The organism is Acinetobacter sp. NIPH 817, assembly GCF_000368405.1.
GTDB lineage: Bacteria > Pseudomonadota > Gammaproteobacteria > Pseudomonadales > Moraxellaceae > Acinetobacter.
On the sequence record NZ_KB849420.1, the window covers coordinates 588,826 to 612,099 of the forward strand.

20 protein-coding genes are annotated in these 23,274 nt (G+C 39.1%); 8 read left to right on the forward strand and 12 right to left on the reverse strand.

Annotation, left to right across the window (positions count from 1 at the left end):
* Positions 1-5: 5 nt before the first annotated feature.
* From F968_RS06525 to ppsA, 6 genes are all read right to left on the reverse strand, one after another.
* Entirely contained in the window at positions 6-335 is a 330-nt protein-coding gene (locus F968_RS06525) for a cytochrome o ubiquinol oxidase subunit IV (RefSeq protein WP_004643325.1), read from the reverse strand.
* Positions 335-955 (reverse strand): cytochrome o ubiquinol oxidase subunit III, encoded by a 621-nt coding sequence (gene cyoC, locus F968_RS06530; RefSeq protein ID WP_004791460.1) that lies wholly within the window; start codon positions 953-955, stop codon positions 335-337. The genes F968_RS06525 and cyoC overlap by 1 nt, the downstream gene beginning before the upstream one ends.
* Before the next feature lie 4 nt (positions 956-959).
* Positions 960-2,951, reverse strand: a complete 1,992-nt coding sequence (gene cyoB / locus F968_RS06535; protein ID WP_004791462.1) for a cytochrome o ubiquinol oxidase subunit I — start codon at positions 2,949-2,951, stop codon at positions 960-962.
* A 3-nt stretch (positions 2,952-2,954) separates the two neighbouring features.
* Positions 2,955-3,989, reverse strand: coding sequence for a ubiquinol oxidase subunit II (cyoA, locus tag F968_RS06540; RefSeq protein WP_004791463.1), 1,035 nt, complete (start codon positions 3,987-3,989; stop codon positions 2,955-2,957).
* A 316-nt stretch (positions 3,990-4,305) separates the two neighbouring features.
* Positions 4,306-5,061, reverse strand: a complete 756-nt coding sequence (locus tag F968_RS06545; RefSeq protein WP_004791466.1) for an RDD family protein — start codon at positions 5,059-5,061, stop codon at positions 4,306-4,308.
* Between the two features lie 64 nt (positions 5,062-5,125).
* Complete coding sequence (ppsA, locus tag F968_RS06550) at positions 5,126-7,513, reverse strand: phosphoenolpyruvate synthase (RefSeq protein WP_171065147.1); 2,388 nt, start codon at positions 7,511-7,513, stop codon at positions 5,126-5,128.
* 147 nt (positions 7,514-7,660) lie between these two features.
* On the opposite strand from ppsA, the gene F968_RS06555 reads away from it, so the two are divergent.
* The 5 genes from F968_RS06555 to pgaD all read left to right on the forward strand — a co-directional run bounded on the left by F968_RS06555 (position 7,661) and on the right by pgaD (position 14,849).
* On the forward strand, positions 7,661-8,497 hold the full coding sequence (locus tag F968_RS06555) for a posphoenolpyruvate synthetase regulatory kinase/phosphorylase PpsR (RefSeq protein ID WP_004791471.1): 837 nt from the start codon (positions 7,661-7,663) through the stop codon (positions 8,495-8,497).
* 385 nt (positions 8,498-8,882) lie between these two features.
* Positions 8,883-11,321 carry a poly-beta-1,6 N-acetyl-D-glucosamine export porin PgaA gene (gene pgaA / locus F968_RS06560; RefSeq protein ID WP_004791473.1) on the forward strand — a complete coding sequence of 813 codons (2,439 nt, stop codon included), beginning with the start codon at positions 8,883-8,885 and terminating at the stop codon, positions 11,319-11,321.
* Positions 11,321-13,147 carry a poly-beta-1,6-N-acetyl-D-glucosamine N-deacetylase PgaB gene (pgaB, locus tag F968_RS06565; protein ID WP_004791474.1) on the forward strand — a complete coding sequence of 609 codons (1,827 nt, stop codon included), beginning with the start codon at positions 11,321-11,323 and terminating at the stop codon, positions 13,145-13,147. Before pgaA ends, pgaB begins: the two co-directional genes overlap by 1 nt.
* Positions 13,147-14,394, forward strand: a complete 1,248-nt coding sequence (pgaC, locus tag F968_RS06570; RefSeq protein ID WP_004791476.1) for a poly-beta-1,6-N-acetyl-D-glucosamine synthase — start codon at positions 13,147-13,149, stop codon at positions 14,392-14,394. The genes pgaB and pgaC overlap by 1 nt, the downstream gene beginning before the upstream one ends.
* A complete protein-coding gene (gene pgaD, locus F968_RS06575; RefSeq protein WP_004791478.1) occupies positions 14,391-14,849 on the forward strand; it encodes a poly-beta-1,6-N-acetyl-D-glucosamine biosynthesis protein PgaD in 459 nt (152 codons plus the stop codon). Before pgaC ends, pgaD begins: the two co-directional genes overlap by 4 nt.
* Before the next feature lie 39 nt (positions 14,850-14,888).
* Here pgaD and F968_RS06580 read toward each other — a convergent pair whose 3' ends face one another.
* The 5 genes from F968_RS06580 to F968_RS06600 form a co-directional block, all read right to left on the reverse strand.
* On the reverse strand, positions 14,889-15,452 hold the full coding sequence (locus F968_RS06580; protein WP_004791480.1) for an NAD(P)/FAD-dependent oxidoreductase: 564 nt from the start codon (positions 15,450-15,452) through the stop codon (positions 14,889-14,891).
* 148 nt (positions 15,453-15,600) lie between these two features.
* Positions 15,601-16,605, reverse strand: coding sequence for an LLM class flavin-dependent oxidoreductase (locus F968_RS06585; RefSeq protein ID WP_004791482.1), 1,005 nt, complete (start codon positions 16,603-16,605; stop codon positions 15,601-15,603).
* A gap of 133 nt (positions 16,606-16,738) precedes the next feature.
* Positions 16,739-17,248 carry a glycine zipper domain-containing protein gene (locus F968_RS06590; RefSeq protein WP_004791484.1) on the reverse strand — a complete coding sequence of 170 codons (510 nt, stop codon included), beginning with the start codon at positions 17,246-17,248 and terminating at the stop codon, positions 16,739-16,741.
* A gap of 236 nt (positions 17,249-17,484) precedes the next feature.
* Positions 17,485-17,904, reverse strand: a complete 420-nt coding sequence (locus tag F968_RS06595; RefSeq protein WP_004791486.1) for a glycine zipper domain-containing protein — start codon at positions 17,902-17,904, stop codon at positions 17,485-17,487.
* 196 nt (positions 17,905-18,100) lie between these two features.
* On the reverse strand, positions 18,101-19,003 hold the full coding sequence (locus F968_RS06600; protein ID WP_004791488.1) for a LysR family transcriptional regulator: 903 nt from the start codon (positions 19,001-19,003) through the stop codon (positions 18,101-18,103).
* Positions 19,004-19,122: 119 nt separating this feature from the next.
* Here F968_RS06600 and F968_RS06605 point away from each other — a divergent pair, with 119 nt between their 5' ends.
* From F968_RS06605 to prmC, 3 genes are all read left to right on the forward strand, one after another.
* Positions 19,123-19,962, forward strand: coding sequence for a type 1 glutamine amidotransferase domain-containing protein (locus F968_RS06605; protein ID WP_004791489.1), 840 nt, complete (start codon positions 19,123-19,125; stop codon positions 19,960-19,962).
* 292 nt (positions 19,963-20,254) lie between these two features.
* A complete protein-coding gene (gene prfA / locus F968_RS06610; RefSeq protein WP_004791490.1) occupies positions 20,255-21,343 on the forward strand; it encodes a peptide chain release factor 1 in 1,089 nt (362 codons plus the stop codon).
* Positions 21,343-22,164 (forward strand): peptide chain release factor N(5)-glutamine methyltransferase, encoded by an 822-nt coding sequence (prmC, locus tag F968_RS06615; RefSeq protein ID WP_004791491.1) that lies wholly within the window; start codon positions 21,343-21,345, stop codon positions 22,162-22,164. The genes prfA and prmC overlap by 1 nt, the downstream gene beginning before the upstream one ends.
* 7 nt (positions 22,165-22,171) lie before the next feature.
* On the opposite strand, the gene F968_RS06620 is transcribed toward prmC, so the two are convergent.
* Positions 22,172-23,200 (reverse strand): AraC family transcriptional regulator, encoded by a 1,029-nt coding sequence (locus tag F968_RS06620; RefSeq protein ID WP_004791492.1) that lies wholly within the window; start codon positions 23,198-23,200, stop codon positions 22,172-22,174.
* Positions 23,201-23,274 lie beyond the last annotated feature (74 nt).

Sequence of the window (23,274 nt, forward strand, 5' to 3'; positions counted from 1 at the left end):
TCAGTTTAGATCATCATATTGTAGTGAAGGTAATTCATAATCCACACAGAACCGATTAAAAGCACAGCGATACATAAGATTGTGTAGATGAATGCAATCATATTCCAGCGTTGTTCAGATGATGTATTCATGTGTAGGAAGTACACAAGTTGTACAAGAACCTGAGCAACAGCAGCGATAGCAATTACTGTAACTAAGATGCCACGACTGAAACCACCCGCCATCACCATCCCGAACGGGATGATGGTGAGGATAACAGAAAGGATAAATCCAACAGTGTATTGCTTAAAGTTACCGTGTGACGCACCTGCAGCATTATGGTCATGACTACTCATTAGAGAACTCCCAGTAAGTAAACGACGCTGAATACACAGATCCAAACGATGTCAAGGAAGTGCCAGAACAAGCTTAAGCAAGCTAGACGACGTGTATTCGGTAATGTCAAACCTTTAGTTTTGATTTGATACATCAATACCAACATCCACACTAAACCAGAAGTTACGTGGATACCGTGTGTACCAACCAAAGTAAAGAACGATGATAAGAATGCACTGTGAGTTGGACCATGACCTTCTTCTACAAGGTGATGGAACTCATAAAGCTCCATTCCAATGAACGTTGCACCAAAAAGGAATGTAATAAATAACCAAGTAATAACTTGATTTACATTCTTTTTATAAGATCCAAGTACAGCAAAACCGAAAGTTACCGATGAAATCAATAAGGCAAATGTTTCAGTTAAAACGTAGCCTAATGAATCATGGAACAGGTCATATGCACTTGGAGTTCCTGGTGGAATATGACTGCTTAATACAGCGAACGCAATGAAGAGTGATCCGAAAAGAATCAAGTCACTCATCAAGTATGTCCAGAAACCAAAGACCGTTAAGTCAGTATCATCATGTTCATGATGACCATCGTGGCCGTGGTTGTCGTGATGAAGTACTTCAGCCATTTCCTTAGTCCTTCTTCAAGTGTTTTTCAAGTAAAGCATAGCGTTCGTTTTCAATACGCTCAACTTCAGCAGCAGGAACGTAGTAATCAACATTCTTAGTGAATGAGCTTACGATCAAGCTAACAACAGCTGAAACGAATGAAACAACAACGAGCCACCAAATATGCCAGATGAGTGCAAAGCCAAGAAGAGTAATGAACATTGCAATGACAAAACCAGCAGCACGATCAGTCGGCATGTGGATGTCTTCATATTTAGTGTTACGTGCGTATGCTACACCATTTTCTTTGTCAGTCCAGAAACGGTCAATACCGCTTGCATCTGGTTCATGCGCAAAGTTATAGAACGGAGCAGGGGAAGAAGTCGCCCATTCAAGCGTACGTGCATCCCATGGATCGCCTGTAAGGTCCATGTTGTCTTTGCGTTGTAAGAAACCAACAATGATTTGCATTAAGAAACATGCAATACCAATCGCAACGAGAACAGCACCAAATAATGCAATTGCAAGGTAAGGATCCCATTCTGGGTTGTCATATGTATTCAAACGACGAGTCATACCCATGAAACCAAGGATATAAAGTGGCATGAATGCAAAATAGAAACCGAAGAACCAGAACCAGAACGCAGCTTTACCCCATGCTTCATTGAGCTTCCAACCAAACATTTTTGGCCAGTAGTAAATGATGCCGGCAAACATACCAAACACCACACCACCAATAATTACGTTATGGAAGTGAGCGATCAAGAATAATGAGTTGTGTACAAGGAAGTCCGCAGGTGGAACAGCCATAAGTACACCAGTTAAACCACCGATACCAAATGTGATAAGGAAGCCAAGCGTCCACAACATTGGAGTAGTAAAAGTGATGCGACCTTTGTACATGGTGAATAACCAAGAGAAGATTTTCACACCAGTAGGAATCGCAATAACCATGGTCATGATACCGAAGAACGCGTTAACGTTCGCACCAGCACCCATGGTAAAGAAGTGGTGAAGCCATACAACGAACGCAAGAACTGTAATCGCGATAGTTGCATACACCATAGACTTGTAACCGAACAACGCTTTACGAGAGAAGGTTGCAACGATTTCTGAGTATAGACCAAATGCTGGTAATACTAAGATATATACTTCAGGGTGACCCCATGTCCAGATCAAGTTCACATAAAGCATTGGGCTACCGCCAAGCTCATTTGTGAAGAAATGGAAACCGAAGTAACGGTCTAGAGTTAACATTGCAAGTGTACCTGTTAATACAGGGAACGATGCAATGATTAATACAGCCGTACAAAGTGAAGTCCACGTGAAAATAGGCATATCCATTAATTTCATGCCAGGTGCGCGCATTTTGATGATGGTAACGAAGAAGTTAACACCAGATAAAAGCGTACCTAGACCAGAAACCTGAAGTGCCCAGATATAGTAGTCAACACCTACACCAGGAGAATATTGAATGCCAGACAGAGGAGGGTAAGCCATCCAACCAGTCGCAGCAAATTCACCTAATACAAGTGAAAGCATCATCAAACCAGCAGCACCAGCGAATAACCAGAAGCTTAAAGAGTTCAATAATGGGAATGCAACGTCACGAGCACCAATCTGTAATGGTACAGAGATGTTCATCATACCAACAACAAGACCCATTGCTACGAAGAAGATCATGATTACACCGTGTGCGGTGAAGATCTGGTCGTAATGGTCTGGATGTAGATAACCTTCGCCGCCGCCTTTAGCGAGGAAAAGCTGTAGACGCATCATAATTGCATCGGCGAAACCACGCAAAAGCATGACCACAGATACAAGAATGTACATGATACCAATTTTTTTATGGTCTACCGTAATAAACCACTCATTCCACAAGTATCCCCATTTTTTGAAATAGGTGATACCGCCAAGCACAACAATTGCACCAAGTGCCATAAGGACCATGGTGACAAGCACGATTGGCTCTGTCGGGATAGAGTCCCAACCCAGTTTACCAAAAATCATATCCATGTCTTATTCCCCTTGAGCAGCGTGTTCAGCTGTTGCATGCGCAGCAGAGTGGTCAACACCATGATAATTACTCATGTAATGGTTGATAATTGTTTCAAACAATTGTGGTTCAACTGAAGAGTAATAAGTCACAGGGTGTGGCTTAGTCGGGAACGGTTTCATAGCTTCAGCTTTAGCAAGCGCTTCTTGATCACCAGCAGCTTTAGCACGATTTACTAAATGCTCGATCTGGTGCTTAGAACGGTCACCATCACGTAAGGTTGCTAATTCAGCTTGGTCAAGCGTAGTTTTTTGAACTGCTTCTGGATTAATAGTAGAACCATTACCCGCTTTTACAGCTGCTACCCATTCGTTGAACTGTTGCTCTGTAACACTATGCGCCTTGAAACGCATTTGAGAGAAACCGTAACCTGAGTAGTTAGAAGAGAAACCACGATATACGCCAGTTTCATTTGCTAACAAATGAAGGTGAGTTTGCATACCTGCCATTGCATAAATCTGGCCGCCTAACTGTGGAATGAAGAATGAGTTCATTGTAAAGTTAGAGGTGATTTTAAAGCTTAACGGAGTTTTTTCAGGGAAACGTACTTCGTTAACAGTTGCAATGTTTTGTTCAGGATAAATGAAGATCCACTTAAACTGTTCTGCAACAACTTGAATAGTTAAAGGAGCTTTATCTGATTCTAAAGGACGGTATGGGTCATACTTGTGGGAACCCCACCAAGTTAACCAAGCTAGAATACCAATAATAATGACAGGGATACCCCATACTACAACTTCAATTGTAGTTGAGTGTGCCCATGTAGGTTTATAGTCTGCATCTTTATTTGACGCGCGATATTTCCAACCAAACCATAATGCCATGATGATTGAAGGAATCACCACAAGTAACATTAAATAGATCGCAGTCATCATAAGGTCACTTTGACCTTGACCAACTGGACCTTTAGAGTTTAGAAGTACCATATCACCACCACACCCAGTCAAAAGTGCGGCAAGCGTTGATAAAGACAATACAGCTAAAATCGTTTGTCTCATTTTACAACCTCGGTGAAGAGTCCCATTCCCTAATTAAATATGGGATAGCGATTAAAGTGTCGCATGATTGAGAACGCTAATCCTTAAATTTAGACTTCTCAATTATATGACACCGCTACGTTGTAGGGCATTATGCCTCATATCGACAAACTAAGCTATACATAAAGTAGTCTGAAATAATTGTTTTAAAACCCGATTTTTTTTGTAGGGTATCCAATCTATATGGAGCTTTTATTTAAATATCAACTCTCTATAGAAAAAAGGAGGCAGGGTGCCTCCTTTTTTTTTAGACCTTAAATGAATGAGTCATTCACTATCATTTGATCACTTTTGTTCTTGCAATTTTGTCATGTAGCGCCTGTCTCTTTTGCCCTAATGCAAAAGCGTAGTCAATAATTGTACTAATAGGCATAAACAACAAGTTGAGTATGATGAAAACAATACTTCTTAATAAGAAGATGCGAGTTAAATTAACTTTACCATTGCTCTCGGCATCTACAATTTTAATTCCAACAATTTTCTTACCTATACTTTGCCCATATTTTGTTAAAAGAAAGGCTTGAATTGCAAGCATGATTACGACGTAAACAAGCATAGAATGCCAAGCTTCAATAGGAATCAAAGTAAAAAGTTGATGTTGTAGCTCTGCTGCTTTAGTTGAAGCAACTTCAGCTGATTGCATTTGTTTTTGCAATTCAAATAATTGCTTATACTGAGATTCATTAAAGAAAAAAGACGGAATTGCGGCTATTGGTAACCAAAGCAATAAGTCAATAATTTTTGCCAAAGCTCGAGATGGAATAGAGGCAAGTTCGTGAATTTTAGGCTCTACACGAATTTGACGAATAGTTTCGTTAGGTGAGCTGTTTGTGTTTATGACAGGTGCAGAATAACCGATAGGTTGATATACAAGTTTACCTTGGGTTAATTCTCCTAAAGCTTTCCATTCTGTCATGCCTTCATGCCAAGCTAAATCAGTTAACAAAATTTGTTGGCTAGCCAACATTTGATTTACTTGTTCTAAGGTGTAAGGCCCAGCTTGTTGATTATTACGTGCCAAGTAAATTTGCATAAATAAAAATTCTCTATTCTAAAGATGAAAAAAGACCCACGGATGGGCCTTTTTTTATAACATATTAGATTTGCTTGATTTTTTCTTCAGCAAGGAAGAACCATGTATCTAAAACTGAGTCTGGATTAAGAGAAACAGACTCAATACCTTGTTCCATTAACCATTTTGCAAGATCTGGATGGTCTGAAGGACCTTGACCACAGATACCTACATATTTGCCTGCTTTACGGCAGGCATGGATTGCCATTGAAAGAAGAGCTTTAACTGCTGCATCACGTTCATCAAATAGGTGTGAAACAATGCCAGAGTCACGGTCAAGACCTAGGGTTAACTGAGTTAAGTCATTCGAACCAATAGAGAAGCCATCAAAATGCTCTAGGAACTGTTCAGCTAACAAAGCGTTAGTTGGTAATTCACACATCATGATTACTTTTAAGCCGTTCTCACCGCGTCTCAAACCATTTTGTGCGAGTAACTCAATAACGCGTTTTGCTTCAGATACAGTACGTACAAAAGGAATCATGATTTGAATATTGGTTAAACCCATTTCATCACGAGCTTTTTTAAGTGCACGGCATTCTAATTCGAAACAGTCACGGAAGTTATCAGATACATAACGGCTTGCACCACGGAAACCGAGCATCGGGTTTTCTTCTTCAGGCTCGTATAACTTACCGCCAATCAAGTTTGCATATTCATTTGATTTGAAGTCAGACATACGAACGATAACTGGCTTGTCACCAAATGCAGCAGCAAGAGTTGCAATACCTTCAACCAATTTTTCAACATAGAAATCTACTGGTGAAGCATAACCCGCAGTACGAGTTAGAACCGCAGCACGAGTTTCACGCGGTAGGCTATCAATGTTGAGTAGGGCTTTAGGATGCACGCCGATCATACGGTTAATAATGAACTCAAGACGAGCAAGACCAATACCTTCATTTGGAATTTGAGCAAAGTCAAACGCGCGGTCAGGGTTACCTACGTTCATCATAATTTTGAACGATAGCTTAGGCATAGATTCAATTGAGTTACGTTGAACTTCGAAATCTAAAGCACCTTCATAAATGAAGCCAGTGTCACCCTCAGCACAAGAAACAGTTACTTCTTGACCATCAGTCAATACTTCTGTTGCGTTACCACAGCCTACAATAGCAGGTACACCAAGTTCACGTGCAATAATTGCCGCGTGACATGTACGACCACCGCGGTTAGTAATAATTGCCGCAGCACGTTTCATTACCGGTTCCCAATCAGGATCAGTCATGTCTGATACAAGAACGTCGCCTTCTTGAACTTTGTCCATTTCTTTAATTGAATTAATGATACGGACTTTACCAGAACCAATACGTTGACCAATTGAACGGCCTTCACAAAGAACAGTACCTCTTTGTTTAAGAAGGTAGCGCTCCATTGTGCCTACATTTTGACGGCTTTTTACTGTTTCAGGGCGAGCTTGAACAATGTAAATTTGACCATCATCGCCATCTTTTGCCCATTCGATATCCATTGGCGCACCGTAATGCTGCTCAATAATAAGCGCTTGTTTAGCTAGCTCTTGTAACTCATGATCATTTAAAGCAAATTGTTGGCGCTCTTGTTTCTCAACATCAACAACGACAACTGATTTACCAGCAGAACCTTCTTCACCATAAATCATTTTCTGGTGTTTTGAACCAAGGTTACGACGTAAAACTGAATGTCTACCAGCATTTAATAATGGTTTAGATAAGTAAAATTCATCTGGGTTAACGGCACCCTGCACAACCATTTCACCTAAACCATAAGATGCTGTAATAAATACAACTTCGCGGAAACCAGACTCAGTATCAAGTGTAAACATTACACCCGCAGCGCCAGTTTCTGAGCGAACCATACGCTGAACACCTGCAGAAAGTGCAACAACGTCATGGTCAAAACCTTGGTGTACACGGTAAGAAATCGCGCGGTCATTATATAAAGAAGCAAATACTTCTTTAATCGCAATAAGAACGTTATCAATACCGCGAATATTCAAGAAAGTTTCTTGCTGACCTGCGAATGAAGCATCTGGTAAATCTTCAGCAGTTGCAGATGAACGAACGGCAACCGCGATTTCTGGGTTGCCGTTAGAAAGAGTTGTAAAAGCGGCGCGAATTTCTTGTTCTAGGGCTGCAGTGAGTGGAGTCTCTACAATCCATTGACGAATTTTAGCGCCTGTTTCTGCAAGAGCATTTACGTCATCGACGTTGAGTTGAGCAAGTTCTGCTTGAATTCGAGCGTTAAGACCGCTTTGATCTAAGAACTCACGATAGGCATCAGCAGTAGTTGCAAAACCGCCAGGTACCGATACACCAGCATTTGATAAATGGCTGATCATTTCACCCAAAGATGAGTTTTTCCCACCTACGAGTTCGACATCGTGTTTCCCTAATTTTTCTAGACCGATTACGCGCGCTTCCAAAGTTTTCACTCCACTTTTGCAGTATTAATGTCTATCTTGGCATGAAATTATAAAAATAAAGTGCTTAGTTGAGAATTATACTAAGCGACAGTCATGTAAGATCAGTTTACTATAAAGATTATATAGCACTAAGACAAATGTTTAAGGAGAATTTTAATGTCAGAAAGTAAACAGTTTAGACGGAGCGTTTTTTTTATTTCTGATGGAACTGCAATTACTGCCGAGACTCTTGGACATTCGTTATTAGCACAATTTCCCAATGTTGATTTTGATATTCATATCATGCCGTATATTACAACTGAAGAAGCGGCAATGGATGTTGTGATTGAAATTAATAGATGTCAAACCAAAGATGGTTGTCTACCTTTAGTCTTTGACACTTTAGTTGATCCACACGTACGAGAAATCATTAATACCGCTAAAGCAGTTAATCTTGATGTGTTTGAAGGTTTAATCAGCAAATTAGAACAAGAGTTAGGTACGCCTCCTACGACATTAGTTGGGCAGACACATGCCGTAACCGATTCTGAATCTTATAAAGCTCGTATTGATGCTGTTCATTTTGCGCTTGATAATGATGATGGAGCGCGTACTCGTCATTATGATAAAGCGGATTTAATCTTAATTGGCGTTTCTCGTTCGGGTAAAACTCCAACTTCTATTTACTTATCTCTTCAATTCGGTATCCGTGTTGCAAACTATCCTTTAACAGAAGAAGATTTGGATGATAACCGTTTGCCAGCAGTACTAAGACCGCATCGCAGTAAATTGTTTGGTTTAATGATTGATGCTGAGCGATTAGTTGCGATTCGCAGTGAGCGTAAGGCAAATAGTCGCTATGCAAGTTTTAGTCAATGCCAAATGGAACTTAGAGCAATTGAAGGAATCTATATTTCAGAAGGGATTAAATATTTAAACGTGACGGAAATGTCGATTGAAGAAATTTCAACGCGCGTTTTACAAATGACAGGATTAAAACGTCGTATTGGTTAATTTAGTCAAACCTTTATTTTAACCATTCAATTTATATATATTTATTTGTGATTAAATTGAATGGTTTTAAATATAAAACATGAGAAAAATAAAAGTTTTAAATATAAAACAAAAAGTTATTAAAACGTTTTTATTGGTTATCAGCCTGTAAGGTTTTTATGATCCAATTGTGAAATAAAATAAGAGTATTGAAAAGAAATGTATATATTTGAGTGAGTTTAAAAATTCTAATTAATTAATTTTTCTAAATATTTTTAAAAATCATGTAAAAATACATCAAATACTTAAAAGTGATAAATAGATCACACTATTTTTGTATTGTGTGATTAGTTTTTGATTTTAATTATACTTTCCCACCTCGATATGGGACTATCCGATTATCAAAATGCTAAAAAAATGTGTTTTTTCATTGGTATATATCTTGCCACTTAATTTATATGCCGCTCAAGTGGATGAATTGCGAGAGCAAGCTATTCATACTTACAAAACTGGACAAACTCACCAAGCAATATTGCAACTAGATCAATTGCTAAAAACCTATCCGCATGATCAAAAATTGCTAGCTGATTATTTAGTTGTAATGTCAAATGAAAAAAAAGATCTAGTAACTTTTTCTCAGCATTTAGCGAATATTAATTTAGTTACTTTTCCAGAATATGGACAGTTACCTTTAATACGTAATTTACGTGATTTTAAACACTTTAAAGATGCGATTGCTTGGTCAAATAAATTTAATATTCAAAAAACGCCTGATGGACAGATTTTGCTAGCAGTTTTATATGCTGAAGCTAAAGATGTTGTAAATAGCAAAGTACAGTTAGCAAAGATTAATACTAAAAATCTGAAGACTGATCAACTTGTACAAATCGCCTATGCATATCGACTTATCAATTCGCCTGTAGATGCTTTATCTGTAATTGAACAAGCATATGAGCAGCAGCCGAAGTCTTTCGCAGTTTTACAAGAATACAGTTACGACTTAGCGGCTGTAGGGGCCTATAACAAGGCTCAGCAGTTATTGCTTGCCAGCGATAAAAATCCACAAACAGAATCGTTGCAACACTGGCTACAAGTCAGTGAATTTTCTCAACGTGTAAATAACGCAATTACTCGTTATAAATTTTTGAATCGGGAAGGCATGGCAGATAGTGAAGCTTTTGCTGAGCTTGATGCTGTGTTGAAGCAAGGCGAGCAAATGCAGCTTTTGATTCAACCGTCAGATCCTAATTATTTAAGATTCCATTATGACTATATATATGCGTTAGATTTCCGCGGGCGTAACCGTACGGTATTAGATCAATTTACTAAATTAAATATACCTCTAGAAAAACTACCTGCCTATATTCGTCATGCGATCGCTGATAGCTATTTGGCTGAAAGACTGCCGCAACAAGCTGAGCTTGCTTTTAGCACCTTACTGACTGAAAAAAACTATTCAGATATGACGGTATATACCGGACTGTATTACTCATATATTGAACAAGAAAAATATAAACAAGCTGAACAACTTTTAAGTGATGTTGATCGGTTAATCCCTACGTATAAATATAGTCAAGCCAAAGGGGTGGATAAATCGAGCCACCCTGATCGTGATGATTATATTGCTTTACAAGGTATGCATTTAGCTTATGCAAATCATTTGGATCAATCAGAAAAACATTTCCAGAAACAAGTAGATCTTGCACCTGCCAACGAAGGCTTAATTAATAACCTTGCTCGTGTTGAGCGTTGGAGAGATAAACCTTTACAGTCCAAACAAACAATTGATCGTTTAAATGGCTTAACACCAGTTGCTAAAGATACTCGAATTAACCAGATGCAAAATGCTCAGGCGTTAGGGGATATTCCTGAGTGGCGCAAAAGCACAGAAACTCTTTTGCAATATTATCCTGAAGATAGCGGTGTAGTTAAAAGTCGAAAAGAGTTAGACGATCGTGATAGAGCAACCATCTCGCACTCAACAACTTGGGGCCAAAGTAAAGCAGAGAATAGTGATTCTGTGAGTGGGCAAAATGGTTTAAAAGACCGCGAAATGGAAACTCGTATTAATAGCCCGTGGATTAAAGATAATTATCGTCTATTTGCTTGGCATCAAGATCGTTACGGAGAATACCGTTTTGGTGATGTGCATGACCAACGTTATGGGGTCGGCGCTGAATGGCAAGCGAATCGTAAGGCATTGTCGGCAATTTTGTCGCAAAGTACAGATGGTGGACAAGCAGGAGTTCGTCTTGATTGGTCGCAATGGTTAAATGATCACTGGCAATATCAATTGCAATATGACAGTCAAGCTAATATTCCATTGCAGGCAATTGACGCTGGTGAGGATGGACAAGCTTACCGTGCCGCTTTGACATGGCAAAAAGATGAGTCACGTCAAATTGGGGCGAGTTATGGCTTAACCGATATAAGCGATGGTAATAAACAACAAGAATTTTCTACTTTTTGGCGCGAGCGATTATTTGATGCGCCTCACCATATTACTTACGGAACCGTTCGTGGATTTTATGGCAGTAATAGCCAAGATCAGACAGCTTACTTTAGCCCAAGCAATCACTACAGTGCTGAGTTGAATTTAAGTCATGACTGGGTCACTTGGCGAGAATACGAACGCTCATTTAAGCAGCATTTTGAAGCTGGAGTCGGGCTTTATAAACAAGCAGATTACTCAGCTCGACCAACATATTCTTTGCAATATCAACATCAATGGCAGCTCTCACGGACCTGGCAACTTAATTATGGAATTGGTTGGCAATACCATCCATACGATGGTCATGATGAACAACATACCTACGGTATTTTCGGATTTGAAGGGCGTTTTTAATGAATAATATGAAGTCAAAAATGTTGAGCTGTGTGTTTGCTTCAACATTATTACCCGTACAATTTTCTCATGCCCGCATTGAAACTGAACTACCAAAAAATCATACAGTTTCTTTAACTTTTCATGATGTACGAGATGACGTATTAAAGGAAGGTGACCGCGATGTTTATGCGATTCAGACCAATAATCTGGCGCAGTTTCTCGATTGGCTCAGTCAGTCTGATTGGAAACCGATTCGCTTAAAAGATATTGAAGAGGCGCGTAAGCAAGGTAAAGAATTGCCTCATAACTCTATTCTACTTACCTTCGATGATGGTGCATTGAGTAGTTATAGCCGAGTATTTCCTTTACTTAAGCAATATAAAATTCCAGCAGTTTTTGCTCTTCCAACCAGTTGGTTAAATGGCAATACTCAGGCAGCTTATGAAGCTTATGGGCAGGGTAACTTGGTGAACTGGGCTCAAGTTCGTGAAATGCAAGCATCGGGCTTAGCCGAGTTTGCAAGCCATAGTGACGATTTGCATCATGGCGTATTGGCCAATCCTCAAGGCAATGAGCAACCAGCTGCAACTTCTTATGCCTATTTAAAATCGCAATCACGTTATGAAACAGATGCAGAATATCAACAACGTATTTTGCAGGATTTGAAAAAATCCTACGCCGTTTTGAAAAAAGAAGTCGGTGTTAATCCGAAAGCAATTATTTGGCCTTATGGTGCTGTGAATGAGCAACTGGAAAAACTAGCGCAGCAAGCAGGTTTTGATTTTTCCTTCAGTTTGGGCCGTGATGGTATGAATCGGGTGAGTGATTCAACATTTAAGCGAAGCTTAGTTATAGGTAACCCTACAGCTGAACAGCTCACCGAAGGTATGTTAAATATTCTGAATTTCGAAGAGTCAGATTTATTTAAGCAACCTCGTCATTTTGTGAGTATGGATTTAAAGCAGTTAGCAGCTCCACAAAATGCTCAGACCGATGAAAAACTAGGGCAGTTGTTATCAAAACTATATAGCCTAAAAAACAATGCTCTAATCTTAAAGCCTTTGGAAGATAAAGACGGAGATGGACAATACGATGTTGCTTATTTCCCTACAAATAAAATGCCTGTTCAACAAGATATTTTAAACCGTAGTTTATGGCAGGCTCAAACTCGGGCAGGTCAATCGGTAATATTAGAACTGCCAGCTTATCCTCAAAAAGATAAGCCATTTTTAACAGTAGATTTGGCTAAAGATATAGCACGCTTTAACAGTAATTTAAGTGGTGTTCAACTCAATGCAGGAACAGCTTTAAACTGCGCAATGCAAAAAATAACAGTGCAAGAAAACAGTTGTATTGAGCAATCAAAACAGCTCGCACAACTGAGTCAAATGACTAAAAAAGCGGTAAAACCTTATTTAAATATGAGTAATCAGGCGCAGTTTAGTTTATTGCTTAAACCTGATTTAGATCATGTGGAAAAGCTACCTGAGCTTATAAAAACGCTTTTATTACAAAATGATTTAGTCAATTTGAAGTTCGATGTGATTGGCAAGAAAAAGCAATTTAATGAGTTGCTAATGCTTTTAAATACACTTAATGAAAATGATAAGCAAAGAATAATGCTGACTTTAGAATTACCAGAAAACTCGCAAAAAACTGCTTGGGAAGAAGTACAGCAAGGACTTTTTTCGATTCAGCGAGTAGGAATCCAGAAATTTGGTATCGATGGCTATGACTTTGAAAAATCAAAAGATGTTCATCAATATTTGTATAATCCAATTAGTCTGAATGCTAGTCCTGTGATGTATCAGCCTTTTGCTGAATTGGTAGAGGGGAAAAAGTAATGAGAGTATTACTTGATATTCTATTTGCTTTTGCCTTTTTATATCCCTTACTGATGGCTTGGACATGGATGGTAGGGGGACTTTGGTTCTTCTTTAAAAGAGAATACCGCGAACAAGCACTTCCTGAACCGACCAGCGAAGGATGCAGTATCATCATTCCGTGTTTTAACGAAGAAGCCCAAGTACGCCAAACAATTCGTTATGCACTGCAAACCAAATATCCTAATTTTGAAGTGATCGCCGTTAATGATGGAAGTAGTGACAGGACAGCTGAAATTCTAGATGAATTGTCAGCACAAGATTCACGACTTCGGGTTGTGCACTTAGCAGAAAATCAGGGTAAGGCCGTAGCTTTAAGATCGGGAGTATTGGTGAGTAAATACGAATATCTTGTTTGTATTGATGGCGATGCATTGTTACATCCGCACGCCGTACTTTGGTTAATGCAGCCATTTATTAACTTTCCGCGAATTGGTGCGGTAACGGGCAACCCACGAATTTTAAACCGATCTAGTATTTTAGGAAAATTACAGGTTGGTGAGTTTTCTTCGATTATTGGTTTGATTAAACGTGCGCAGCGTACATATGGTCGTATTTTTACAGTATCGGGTGTGATTGCGGCATTTCGTAAAACAGCACTCGTTCGAGTCGGTTTTTGGTCAGACGATAAAATTACCGAAGATATTGATATTTCATGGAAGCTACAGCTCGACCATTGGGATATTCAGTATATTCCACAAGCGCTTTGTTATATCTATATGCCTGAGACATTTAAAGGGTTATGGAAGCAACGCCTTCGTTGGGCTCAAGGTGGGGTAGAGGTTCTTATAGAATATATTCCACAAATGTTCAAACTGCGTGTTCGCAGAATGTGGCCAGTCATGATTGAGGCGCTAGTCAGTATTATCTGGTCTTATGTCATGATTCTGATCTTTACGCTATTTTTTGTGGGATTGTTTATTGAGTTGCCTCAGCAATGGCAGATCAAAACGCTTATGCCACAGTGGTACGGTGTAATACTCGGTGGCACATGTTTAATCCAGTTTTTGGTGAGTCTGTGGATTGATCAACGCTATGACCGTAGCCGCTTCTTTAGAAATTATTTTTGGGTCATTTGGTATCCGTTATTTTTCTGGCTACTGACTTTGTTCACAAGTGTTGTTGCGGTACCAAAGACTTTATTTAACACTAAAAAACGTGCCCGCTGGGTAAGCCCAGACCGAGGCTTCCGTGGAGATAACCCATGAAACCTGAGGAAAATAAGGATGTCGAAACGTTAGATATCCCTGAATATATTGACCAGCCAGAATACGTCAAAAATAAAACGGCAAACTATACATTACAAACCATCGGTTGGTTTTGTTTGATGTGGTTGTTGTTTCCACTGGTTTCTCTGTTTTTATGGGTTTTTGAAGGACACTTAATTTATGATTATGTCTGGGTTGACCATATATCAGAAGTTAAGACTTTATTACATTTAGCTTTGCTCATTGGAATTAGTGCGCTCATTTTAATTTTATGGGCTAGTTATAACTGGATTAGATTTAGTGGTGAGGACCGAAGAGTTAAGGCACCTAATAGTTCTGTTGAACTGTTAGCTACCCAATTTTCGGTTAGTTCCGGGATGTTAAGTGAGTTGCAAAAGAAACAACGTGTCATTTTGCATTATGATGATCATGGCAATTTGCAAAAGTATGAGTAAATAAAAAAGCATGGCTTAAAAACCATGCTTTTTTTATTTTTATGCGGTTGTTCTAATGATGATATCAACAGGTTGTTCTATGCCGTCCATACTATGAATTGATTTATGGTTAACTTTAACAATCGGCCAAGTTTGTAATTTACAGTTGGATTTTTGAAGTGCCGCATAATAGCTATCAGATTTAAAAAATACTTTTTTAGCCGTTGCCATATTGGGTGTTAAAAGGCGCTTAAGCCATGTTTCACTCACCTGAGTATCAAGAAAACGTAAAGCCAAAAGACTTTTTACTCGATTGTTAAATAATCTCCGGTTTTTGATAATGAGAGGATGGGTAATTAACTTATTTGTGCCCATTTGACTGTGGGGCAAAATAAAGTGAGGTGTGATTTGAAATACGGTCACAAATTTTGCTTGTTGACAGATTTTTTCAAGATGGGTCACGGTATCTTGATTTGTACCAATAATCGCGACAGATGAATGTGAAAAATCAAATTCTTTAATTGAGGTTGATGAAATCACTTGACCAGTAAAGTCTTCAAAATCTTGAGAGGTATTTTGAAAAATTACTGATTTTGAAGTGTTATTTTTAATATTAATACTCATTTTTCCAAAAGTCCTTTTGGTTTTTAAATCATGATGTTTTTATCGTTTTAATATAAATAACCAAGCAGGAAGTTGGGGTAAAGTCTTTTCAGATAGATGGTCATCCCATACTCGAAATCAATTCAAGTATGGGCATGCGAAGCGGAGTTTAATGTTCTGTTTTTACGTTCATTAGTTGTGTAAAGCTTTCTAAACGTTTAGCTGTATCGTATACATCGCATGTGAAAATAAATTCATCAACATCGTATGTCGCTAAAAGTTTTTGTAAACCAGAGCGAACTGTATCTACAGAACCAATTTGAGCCATTGCATAGAAATTTTCAACAGAAAGCTGTTCTGCTGTATTCCATAATCCCTGCATTGATTCAACCGGTGGTTTAAGCTTTAAACTTTCGCCACGAATTAAACCTAATACACGTTGGTACGCACTCGTTGCTAAGAACTGAGCTTCCTCATCTGTATCTGCCACAACAACAGGTACACCCATAGAAACATAAGGTTTATCTAAATACTCAGAAGGCTCAAAGTTTTCTCGATAGAGCTGAATCGCTTGACCTAACATACGTGGTGCAAAATGAGATGCAAATGAGTAGGGAAGTCCAAGTTTCGCTGCGAGTTGCGCACTAAAAAGACTAGATCCAAGTAACCAAACAGGAACATGGGTATTTTGCCCCGGTGTTGCAATAATCTTTTGCCCTGCCTGAGGGGCATCAAAATATTTTAAGATTTCGACAACATCTCTTGGAAATTGATCTTCTGTTTCTTGATGACCACGACGTAAAGCTCGCATGGTAAGTTGATCTGTGCCAGGAGCACGGCCTAAGCCAAGTTCAATACGGTTTGGATATAATGTAGCAAGTGTTCCAAATTGTTCTGCGACAACTAAAGGAGCATGGTTAGGAAGCATAATGCCGCCGGAACCTAAACGAATATGCTGTGTATGTGCTGCAATAAAACCGAGTAAAACCGCTGTAGCAGAGCTCGCAATTCCATCCATGTTGTGATGTTCTGCAAGCCAGAAACGTTCAAAACCTAGTTTCTCTGCATGTTGTGCTAACTCTAATGCGTGACGTAACGAAAATTCGATGGTTTTATCATTACGAATGGGAGCAAGTTCTAAAATTGAAAACTTGGTATCTTGAAGTGATCGCATGCGATATTCTCGAATAGGGATATATCGAAATACTACGATATATAATGGGTAATGTATATCGTTTTTTTTCGATATTAAATTTTACCTCTTAATAAAAAAGCACCCGAAGGTGCTCTTTTGTTTCATATGTGAATTAGCGGTTTTTATACCAGCCACGATGTAAGCCATTGTCGTGGCGGTGACGACCACCTTTATAATAACGACGGTCGCCATCATCATATCTACGATCATCTCGATCGTAACGGCTACCACGATCATAGCGATCATCGTAGTTACGATCTTCAGAAACTTTACGACCTAGGGCTGAACCACCCGCAGCACCTACTGCTGCACCGATATAGCCACCGTTGGTACCGCCCATGTTTTTACCGACGGTATAACCAGCACCACCACCTAAAGCACCACCAATCGCAGCTTCTGTACGATTGCGACGGTCACTTGCTGCGGCTGCACCACCAGCACCACCTAAAGCAGCACCAATTGTTGCGCCTGTTGTGCCACCCATGCTTTTACCAATTGCTGTACCAACTACACTACCTAAAGCAGATGTTGCAGCAACACGCGTACCATTATCTGCATGTGCAACTGTCACCATAGACGATGTTGCAAGTACTGCACTAGCTAACCAAATATTCATTTTCATCTTGGAACTCCATGTCCTTTTTACTGAAAGGACAGTATTTTTATCTTGAAGTAAATGTAATAAAAAATTTCGTGATAATTATGGAGAAGCCAAACGGAGATACGAGTGTTTTGTGTCGGTTTGTATTGTTTCTATTAATTTATGGATAAATCCTGAGCAAAGGAGAGGTAATGAATATTTGTTGATGCTAATAAAAAAGCACCCGAAGGTGCTTAGAGTCGTTTCATCAAATTTAATTAATGATGACGACGGTGTTTTTTCTTCCAGTGTTTAGAAGAGCGGTCATAATCGCGGTCTTTAGAAATTTTATTACCTAAAGCACCACCACCTGCCGCACCTAAAGCAGCACCGATGTATCCACCGTTTGTACCACCCATACTTTTACCAACGGTATAACCAGCACCACCACCTAAACCACCGCCAATTGCTGATTCTGTACGGTGACGACGATCACTTGCAACAGCTGCACCACCAGCACCACCTAAAGCAGCACCAATTGTTGCGCCAGAAGTACCGCCCATGCTTTTACCAATTGCAGTACCAGCGACACTACCTAGAGCAGAAGCAGCCGCTACATGTGTTGTGTTGTCAGCATGCGCTACAGTAACCATAGAAGTTGCTAAAACAGCACTACATAACCAAGCATTTAATTTCATTTTCTACTCCGTGTCCTTAGCAGCAGGACGCTATATCTTTTGTTACGGCAAATGTAACAAAACACGTTTCTCAAAATATGGAGAACCATCAATTCATTATTGTAGTTTAGTGTCTGGTTTGTATGTTTTCTATTAAAATAGAATATTTAATACCCATATAAATAAATATGAATCTCATTTAATTTTTATGAGTTGATTACTCACGATCTGAACAGAGAAAATTGATCAAAGCTCTTGTCGCAGAAGACATATGCTTATGTTGTGCATATAGTAAAGAGAAAGGGCGTGTGTGACCTGCATATCGTTCAAGTAAAGGCTGTAGCGTTCCTTGTTGAATTTTTTCATTAACAATAAAGTCGTAACTCTGGCATATCCCTAGTCCATTTTCAGCAAGAGACACGACTCCTAAAATATCTTCTTTTACTAAAATCCGATTTGTCGGTATCCACTGAATTTCCTGATCTATATCTTTAAGGAACCACGGAGTGACCTTGCCATTACTGGGTAACTCAAAGGCTATACACTGATGATGATTTAATTCTTCTAGCGTTTTTGGAATACCCATACGGTTTAAATAAGTGGGTGAGGCAACAAGTTTTAAAGGTGCTTGTTCTAAAGGTCGAGCCACAAAAGAGCTATTTGGAAGATGTCCTTGACGAATAGCTAAATCAAAACCCTCAGCAATTAAATCAACGTTTCGATTAGAAATACTGATTTCAATTTGAATGTCCGGATATTGCAAAAGAAATTTTTCTAGTAAGGGTGGTAAACGATAATGTCCATACGTTGTAGGAACACTTAATTTGATTTTCCCACAAATTTGTAGTTGTTCGCCTTGAATTACACGTTCTGCATGGTCAATTAACTGAAAAGCATGCTGCATTTTTTCGTAATAAAGTTGGCCTGCTTCCGTCAAGCTCAGATGGCGAGTCGTTCTTCTAAAAAACTGGATACCCAATTTTTTCTCCAGCCGTGTAATTGTTCTACTAATGACTGAAGGCGTCGTAGACAAATGAATTGCAGTTGCACTAATAGAAAGCTTCTCAGCTACAATTAAAAACACTTCAACATCGGCAAGGTAGTCAAATTGACGAGACATTTTGTCCTCAAACGCAAAAAAGATTTGTAAACGGAGTTGTTTTTCTACCTCTGGGGTAAAAATAGAATATAGCCATCCCAGTTATAAATCCAGCAAATGCTTGGAATGAAGGTCGAATAATGAAGATGTTAAATAAAATAATGTTTGCAATGATTACCGCTTCAGCAGCGTTAAGTGCAAATGCAGCTCATGTATTGGTTGTGTTGTCTGATGAAGCCCAATTAGAGCTAAAGAATAATCAAGTTTTTAAAACAGGTTTTTACCTTAATGAATTGATGCAGCCTACAAAAATGCTTTTAGATGCAGGTCACACAGTAACTTTTGCGACCCCTCATGGGAAAGCTCCGACTTTAGATGAGTCATCAAATAGTGCAATGTATTTTAACCAAGATGAAAAAGCGTTAAAGCAATATGCAGGTTTATTGCATGATCTAAAGTTAACATCTGCTCAAGATTCTCCAGTTTTGAGTTTGTCTCGCATTGAGCAAATCAGGTTTGATAAGTTTGATGCGATTTATATTCCGGGTGGACATGCGCCCATGCAAGACTTATTAAAAGATAAACAGCTCGGCAAAGTCCTCACGGCTTTTCATAAAGCTGGAAAACCTACCGCATTGGTTTGCCATGGTCCTATCGCTTTAATGTCAACTTTACCTAATGCCTCGGAAGTAGTTGGTCAACTAGAACAAGGTAAAACAGTCAAAACTGGTGAATGGATTTATAAAAATTATCGGATGACGGTGATTAGCAATCAAGAAGAAGAACAAGCAAAAGCTTTGTTAAAAGGTGGTGAAATGAAGTTCTATCCACAAACGGCATTACAGTCAATTGGGGGTAAATATCAAAGTAATACAACTGCGTGGACCCCAAACGTGGTGGTAGACCGTGAACTTATTACTGGGCAAAATCCGGCCTCGGCTGTTCTTGTGGGTAAAACATTATTAGAAAAATTAAAATAAATAGACCAGATAATAGAGGTTTTATAAATAAAGCCTCTATTACCAGTTGAGTGAAAAACGTGGCTTATTATTTTTTTATAGAGAAAGCTAAATTATAGGCCAGTGCATAAATCTTATCTGAAATCATTATATCGTTCAGCCGTTACTTACCGTGAAAGTTGATGAATTGGCTGATTATATATGTCATTTAAGCGCCATAATCTGTAAACTATGCGCTATTTTTACGATTTTGCTTATCTTCTATTTATATAGCATTCGATAAGCTTTTTGGACTTTTGAGATATTTCCTCTTATGAAAGCGTCACTCCGTTTACGACTTGATCAACTCTGTGATCGACATGAAGAACTTACCGCGTTGCTTGCAGATGTGGAAGTCATCTCCGATAACAAACGTTTCCGTAAATTGTCTCGCGAACATAGTGATTTATCTGAAATTACCGAAGTTTGGGGCAAATACCGTCAAGCAGAAGAAGATATTGAAACTGCTGAAATGATGAAGTCTGATCCTGACTTTAAAGATATGGCAGAAGAAGAAATTCAAGCAAATAAAGATTTGCTTGTAGAGTTAGAAAGCCAGCTCAATATTTTGATGATTCCAAAAGACCCAAATGACTCTAATGCAGCTTATTTAGAAATTCGCGCTGGAACGGGTGGTGACGAGGCGGCAATTTTCTCTGGTGACTTATTTCGCATGTATAGTAAATATGCCGAGACACAAAATTGGCGTATAGAAGTACTTTCTGAAAATGAAGGTGAGCATGGTGGCTTTAAAGAGGTCATTTGCCGTGTAGATGGCGATGGCGTTTATGGTCGTCTAAAATTTGAAAGTGGTGCGCATCGTGTGCAACGTGTTCCAGCGACTGAGTCACAAGGTCGTGTTCATACTTCAGCTTGTACAGTTGCGATTTTGCCTGAAATTGATGTTGATACCAATGCTGAAATTAATCCGGCAGATTTACGTATTGATACTTACCGTGCATCTGGTGCAGGTGGTCAGCACATTAACAAAACCGACTCGGCGGTACGTATTACCCACATTCCAACAGGTACAGTAGTTGAGTGCCAAGAAGAACGTTCACAGCATAAAAACAAAGCTAAAGCGATGGCCCTTTTGGTATCGCGTTTAGAAAATGCCAAACGTGCAGCGGCTGATGCTGCAACTTCTGAAATGCGTCGTGATTTAGTCGGTTCTGGTGACCGTTCTGAACGTATCCGTACGTATAACTATCCACAAGGTCGTATGACTGACCACCGTATTAACCTAACTTTATATAAGTTAGATGCGATTATGGAAGGTGATTTAACTGAATTGCTTGACAGCTTACATCGTGAATATCAGGCAGATCAGCTTGCGATGCTTGCACAGGAAAATGGCGGCTAATGAATATTGCTCAAGCGCTTGCAATTCGTGGTGAGCCTGACAGTTATGAACGACAAGAAAATGCTTGGTTACTTGAGCATTTTCTAAAAATCAATTCGCTTGAATTAAAGTTTAGACTTGAGCAAGAGTTAACCGCCCAACAAGAGCAAGACTATGTAGCTGGTCTTGAACGTATTCAAAAAGGTGAACCTTTAGCTTATGTGACGGGTTCACAGCCATTTTGGACGCTCGATTTAAAAGTAACATCTGATACTTTGGTGCCACGTCCGGATACTGAAATTTTAGTTGAAACCGTTTTAAATCTAAATTTGCCAAATACTGCAAATATTGTTGATTTGGGAACGGGGACAGGTGCAATTGCGCTTGCGTTAGCGAGTGAACGTCCAACTTGGACCGTCACAGCAACTGATATTTATGCGCCTACTTTAGAAGTCGCAAAAGAAAATGCACTAGCTCATAATTTGCAACGTGTAAAATTCGCTTGTGGCGCTTGGTTTGAAGCACTTGAGCCACAAAAATTTGATTTAATTGTTTCTAATCCGCCGTACATTGACCCTGAAGATGAACACATGCAAGCTTTGGCAACAGAACCACGCCGTGCATTGGTTGCAGATCATCAGGGACTGGCTGATATTGAAATTATTATCGCTGAAGGGAAAAACTGGTTAAAACCACAAGGCTGGATTGCACTAGAGCATGGTTATGATCAGGGGCAAGCTGTTCGAAATATATTTGCTGAGCATGGTTTTAGTGAAATTAAAACCATTCAAGACTATGGCCAAAATGATCGGGTTACGTTGGCTTCATTATCAATAAAATAAGAACGATTTAATCTATAGAGTTAAAGGTCGCTTCCCGATACGCACCTGGACTGACGCCAGTCCATTTTTTAAAGGCACGGTGAAAGGCGCTTGGATCTTGGAAACTTAAATCTTCACTAATATCTTGAATTGAATCATTCGTTTTACTTAAACGTTCAACGGCAATATCACATCGGATTTCATTTTTAATTTGTTGATAACTGCCCCCTTCATGTTTCAGTCGGCGCTGAATGGTGGCTTCTGAAATATTGAGTTGTTTTGCAACATCTTTGAGTTCGGGCCATTGCGCGGGATGGAGTTTCAATAGATGGCGACGAATAAGAACGCTCAAGGCATTTTCATTTTTAAAGCGAACTAAAAGATTTTGCGGTGTTTTTTCTAAAAAATCATAAAGCGCTTTTTTATCTTTTTTAATTTTAATATCTAAGTAATGAGCATCGAATTCAACTCGATTTATCTCGGCATTAAATTGAATATCTTCACCGAAACGTACGAGATAATCCTGAATATCGTTCGGTTTAAGACAACGTATTCTAATATTATTTAAACCAATTCGTTGGTCTACTAACCAGCACATAAGTCCGTGTACCAGCATTAAAAAGGTTGCATAGGTAAACATGCGTTTAGGTTGTTTTTGATCATGAATCACCAAATAAGCTTTTTCTTGATCTCGAATGAGTTCTGCACGCATGTCATCTAAAACAAAGTTAAAAAACTTTAAAATATCGTGGAGTGCCTTTTCTAAAGTTTCGGCCGTACTGACAAGTTTAGTCAATAACTTATAGCTGCCACGACGCATAGGGTGGCTATCCATGCCAAAAAATTCATCGTTCATGGCATTGGCAAGCTCTATCCACAATTGGGCATATGTTGTAACAGGCACACGAGCCTTTGGAGACAACAGTAATTCAGTGGGGATGCCTGCTTTATTGAGAATTATTTGTGTATTTAGGCCTTTGGCATAAGCCGCACTTAGTGCTTCATGGACTAGTGCAATCGAAATTGTGCCTTTACTTAAAGAAGATTGGACAACCATGTCAAAGACTCATATTTTCTTCATATATTTCAAGTGAAATATTTCATATTTAAAATTTGGATTGATCAAAAGCT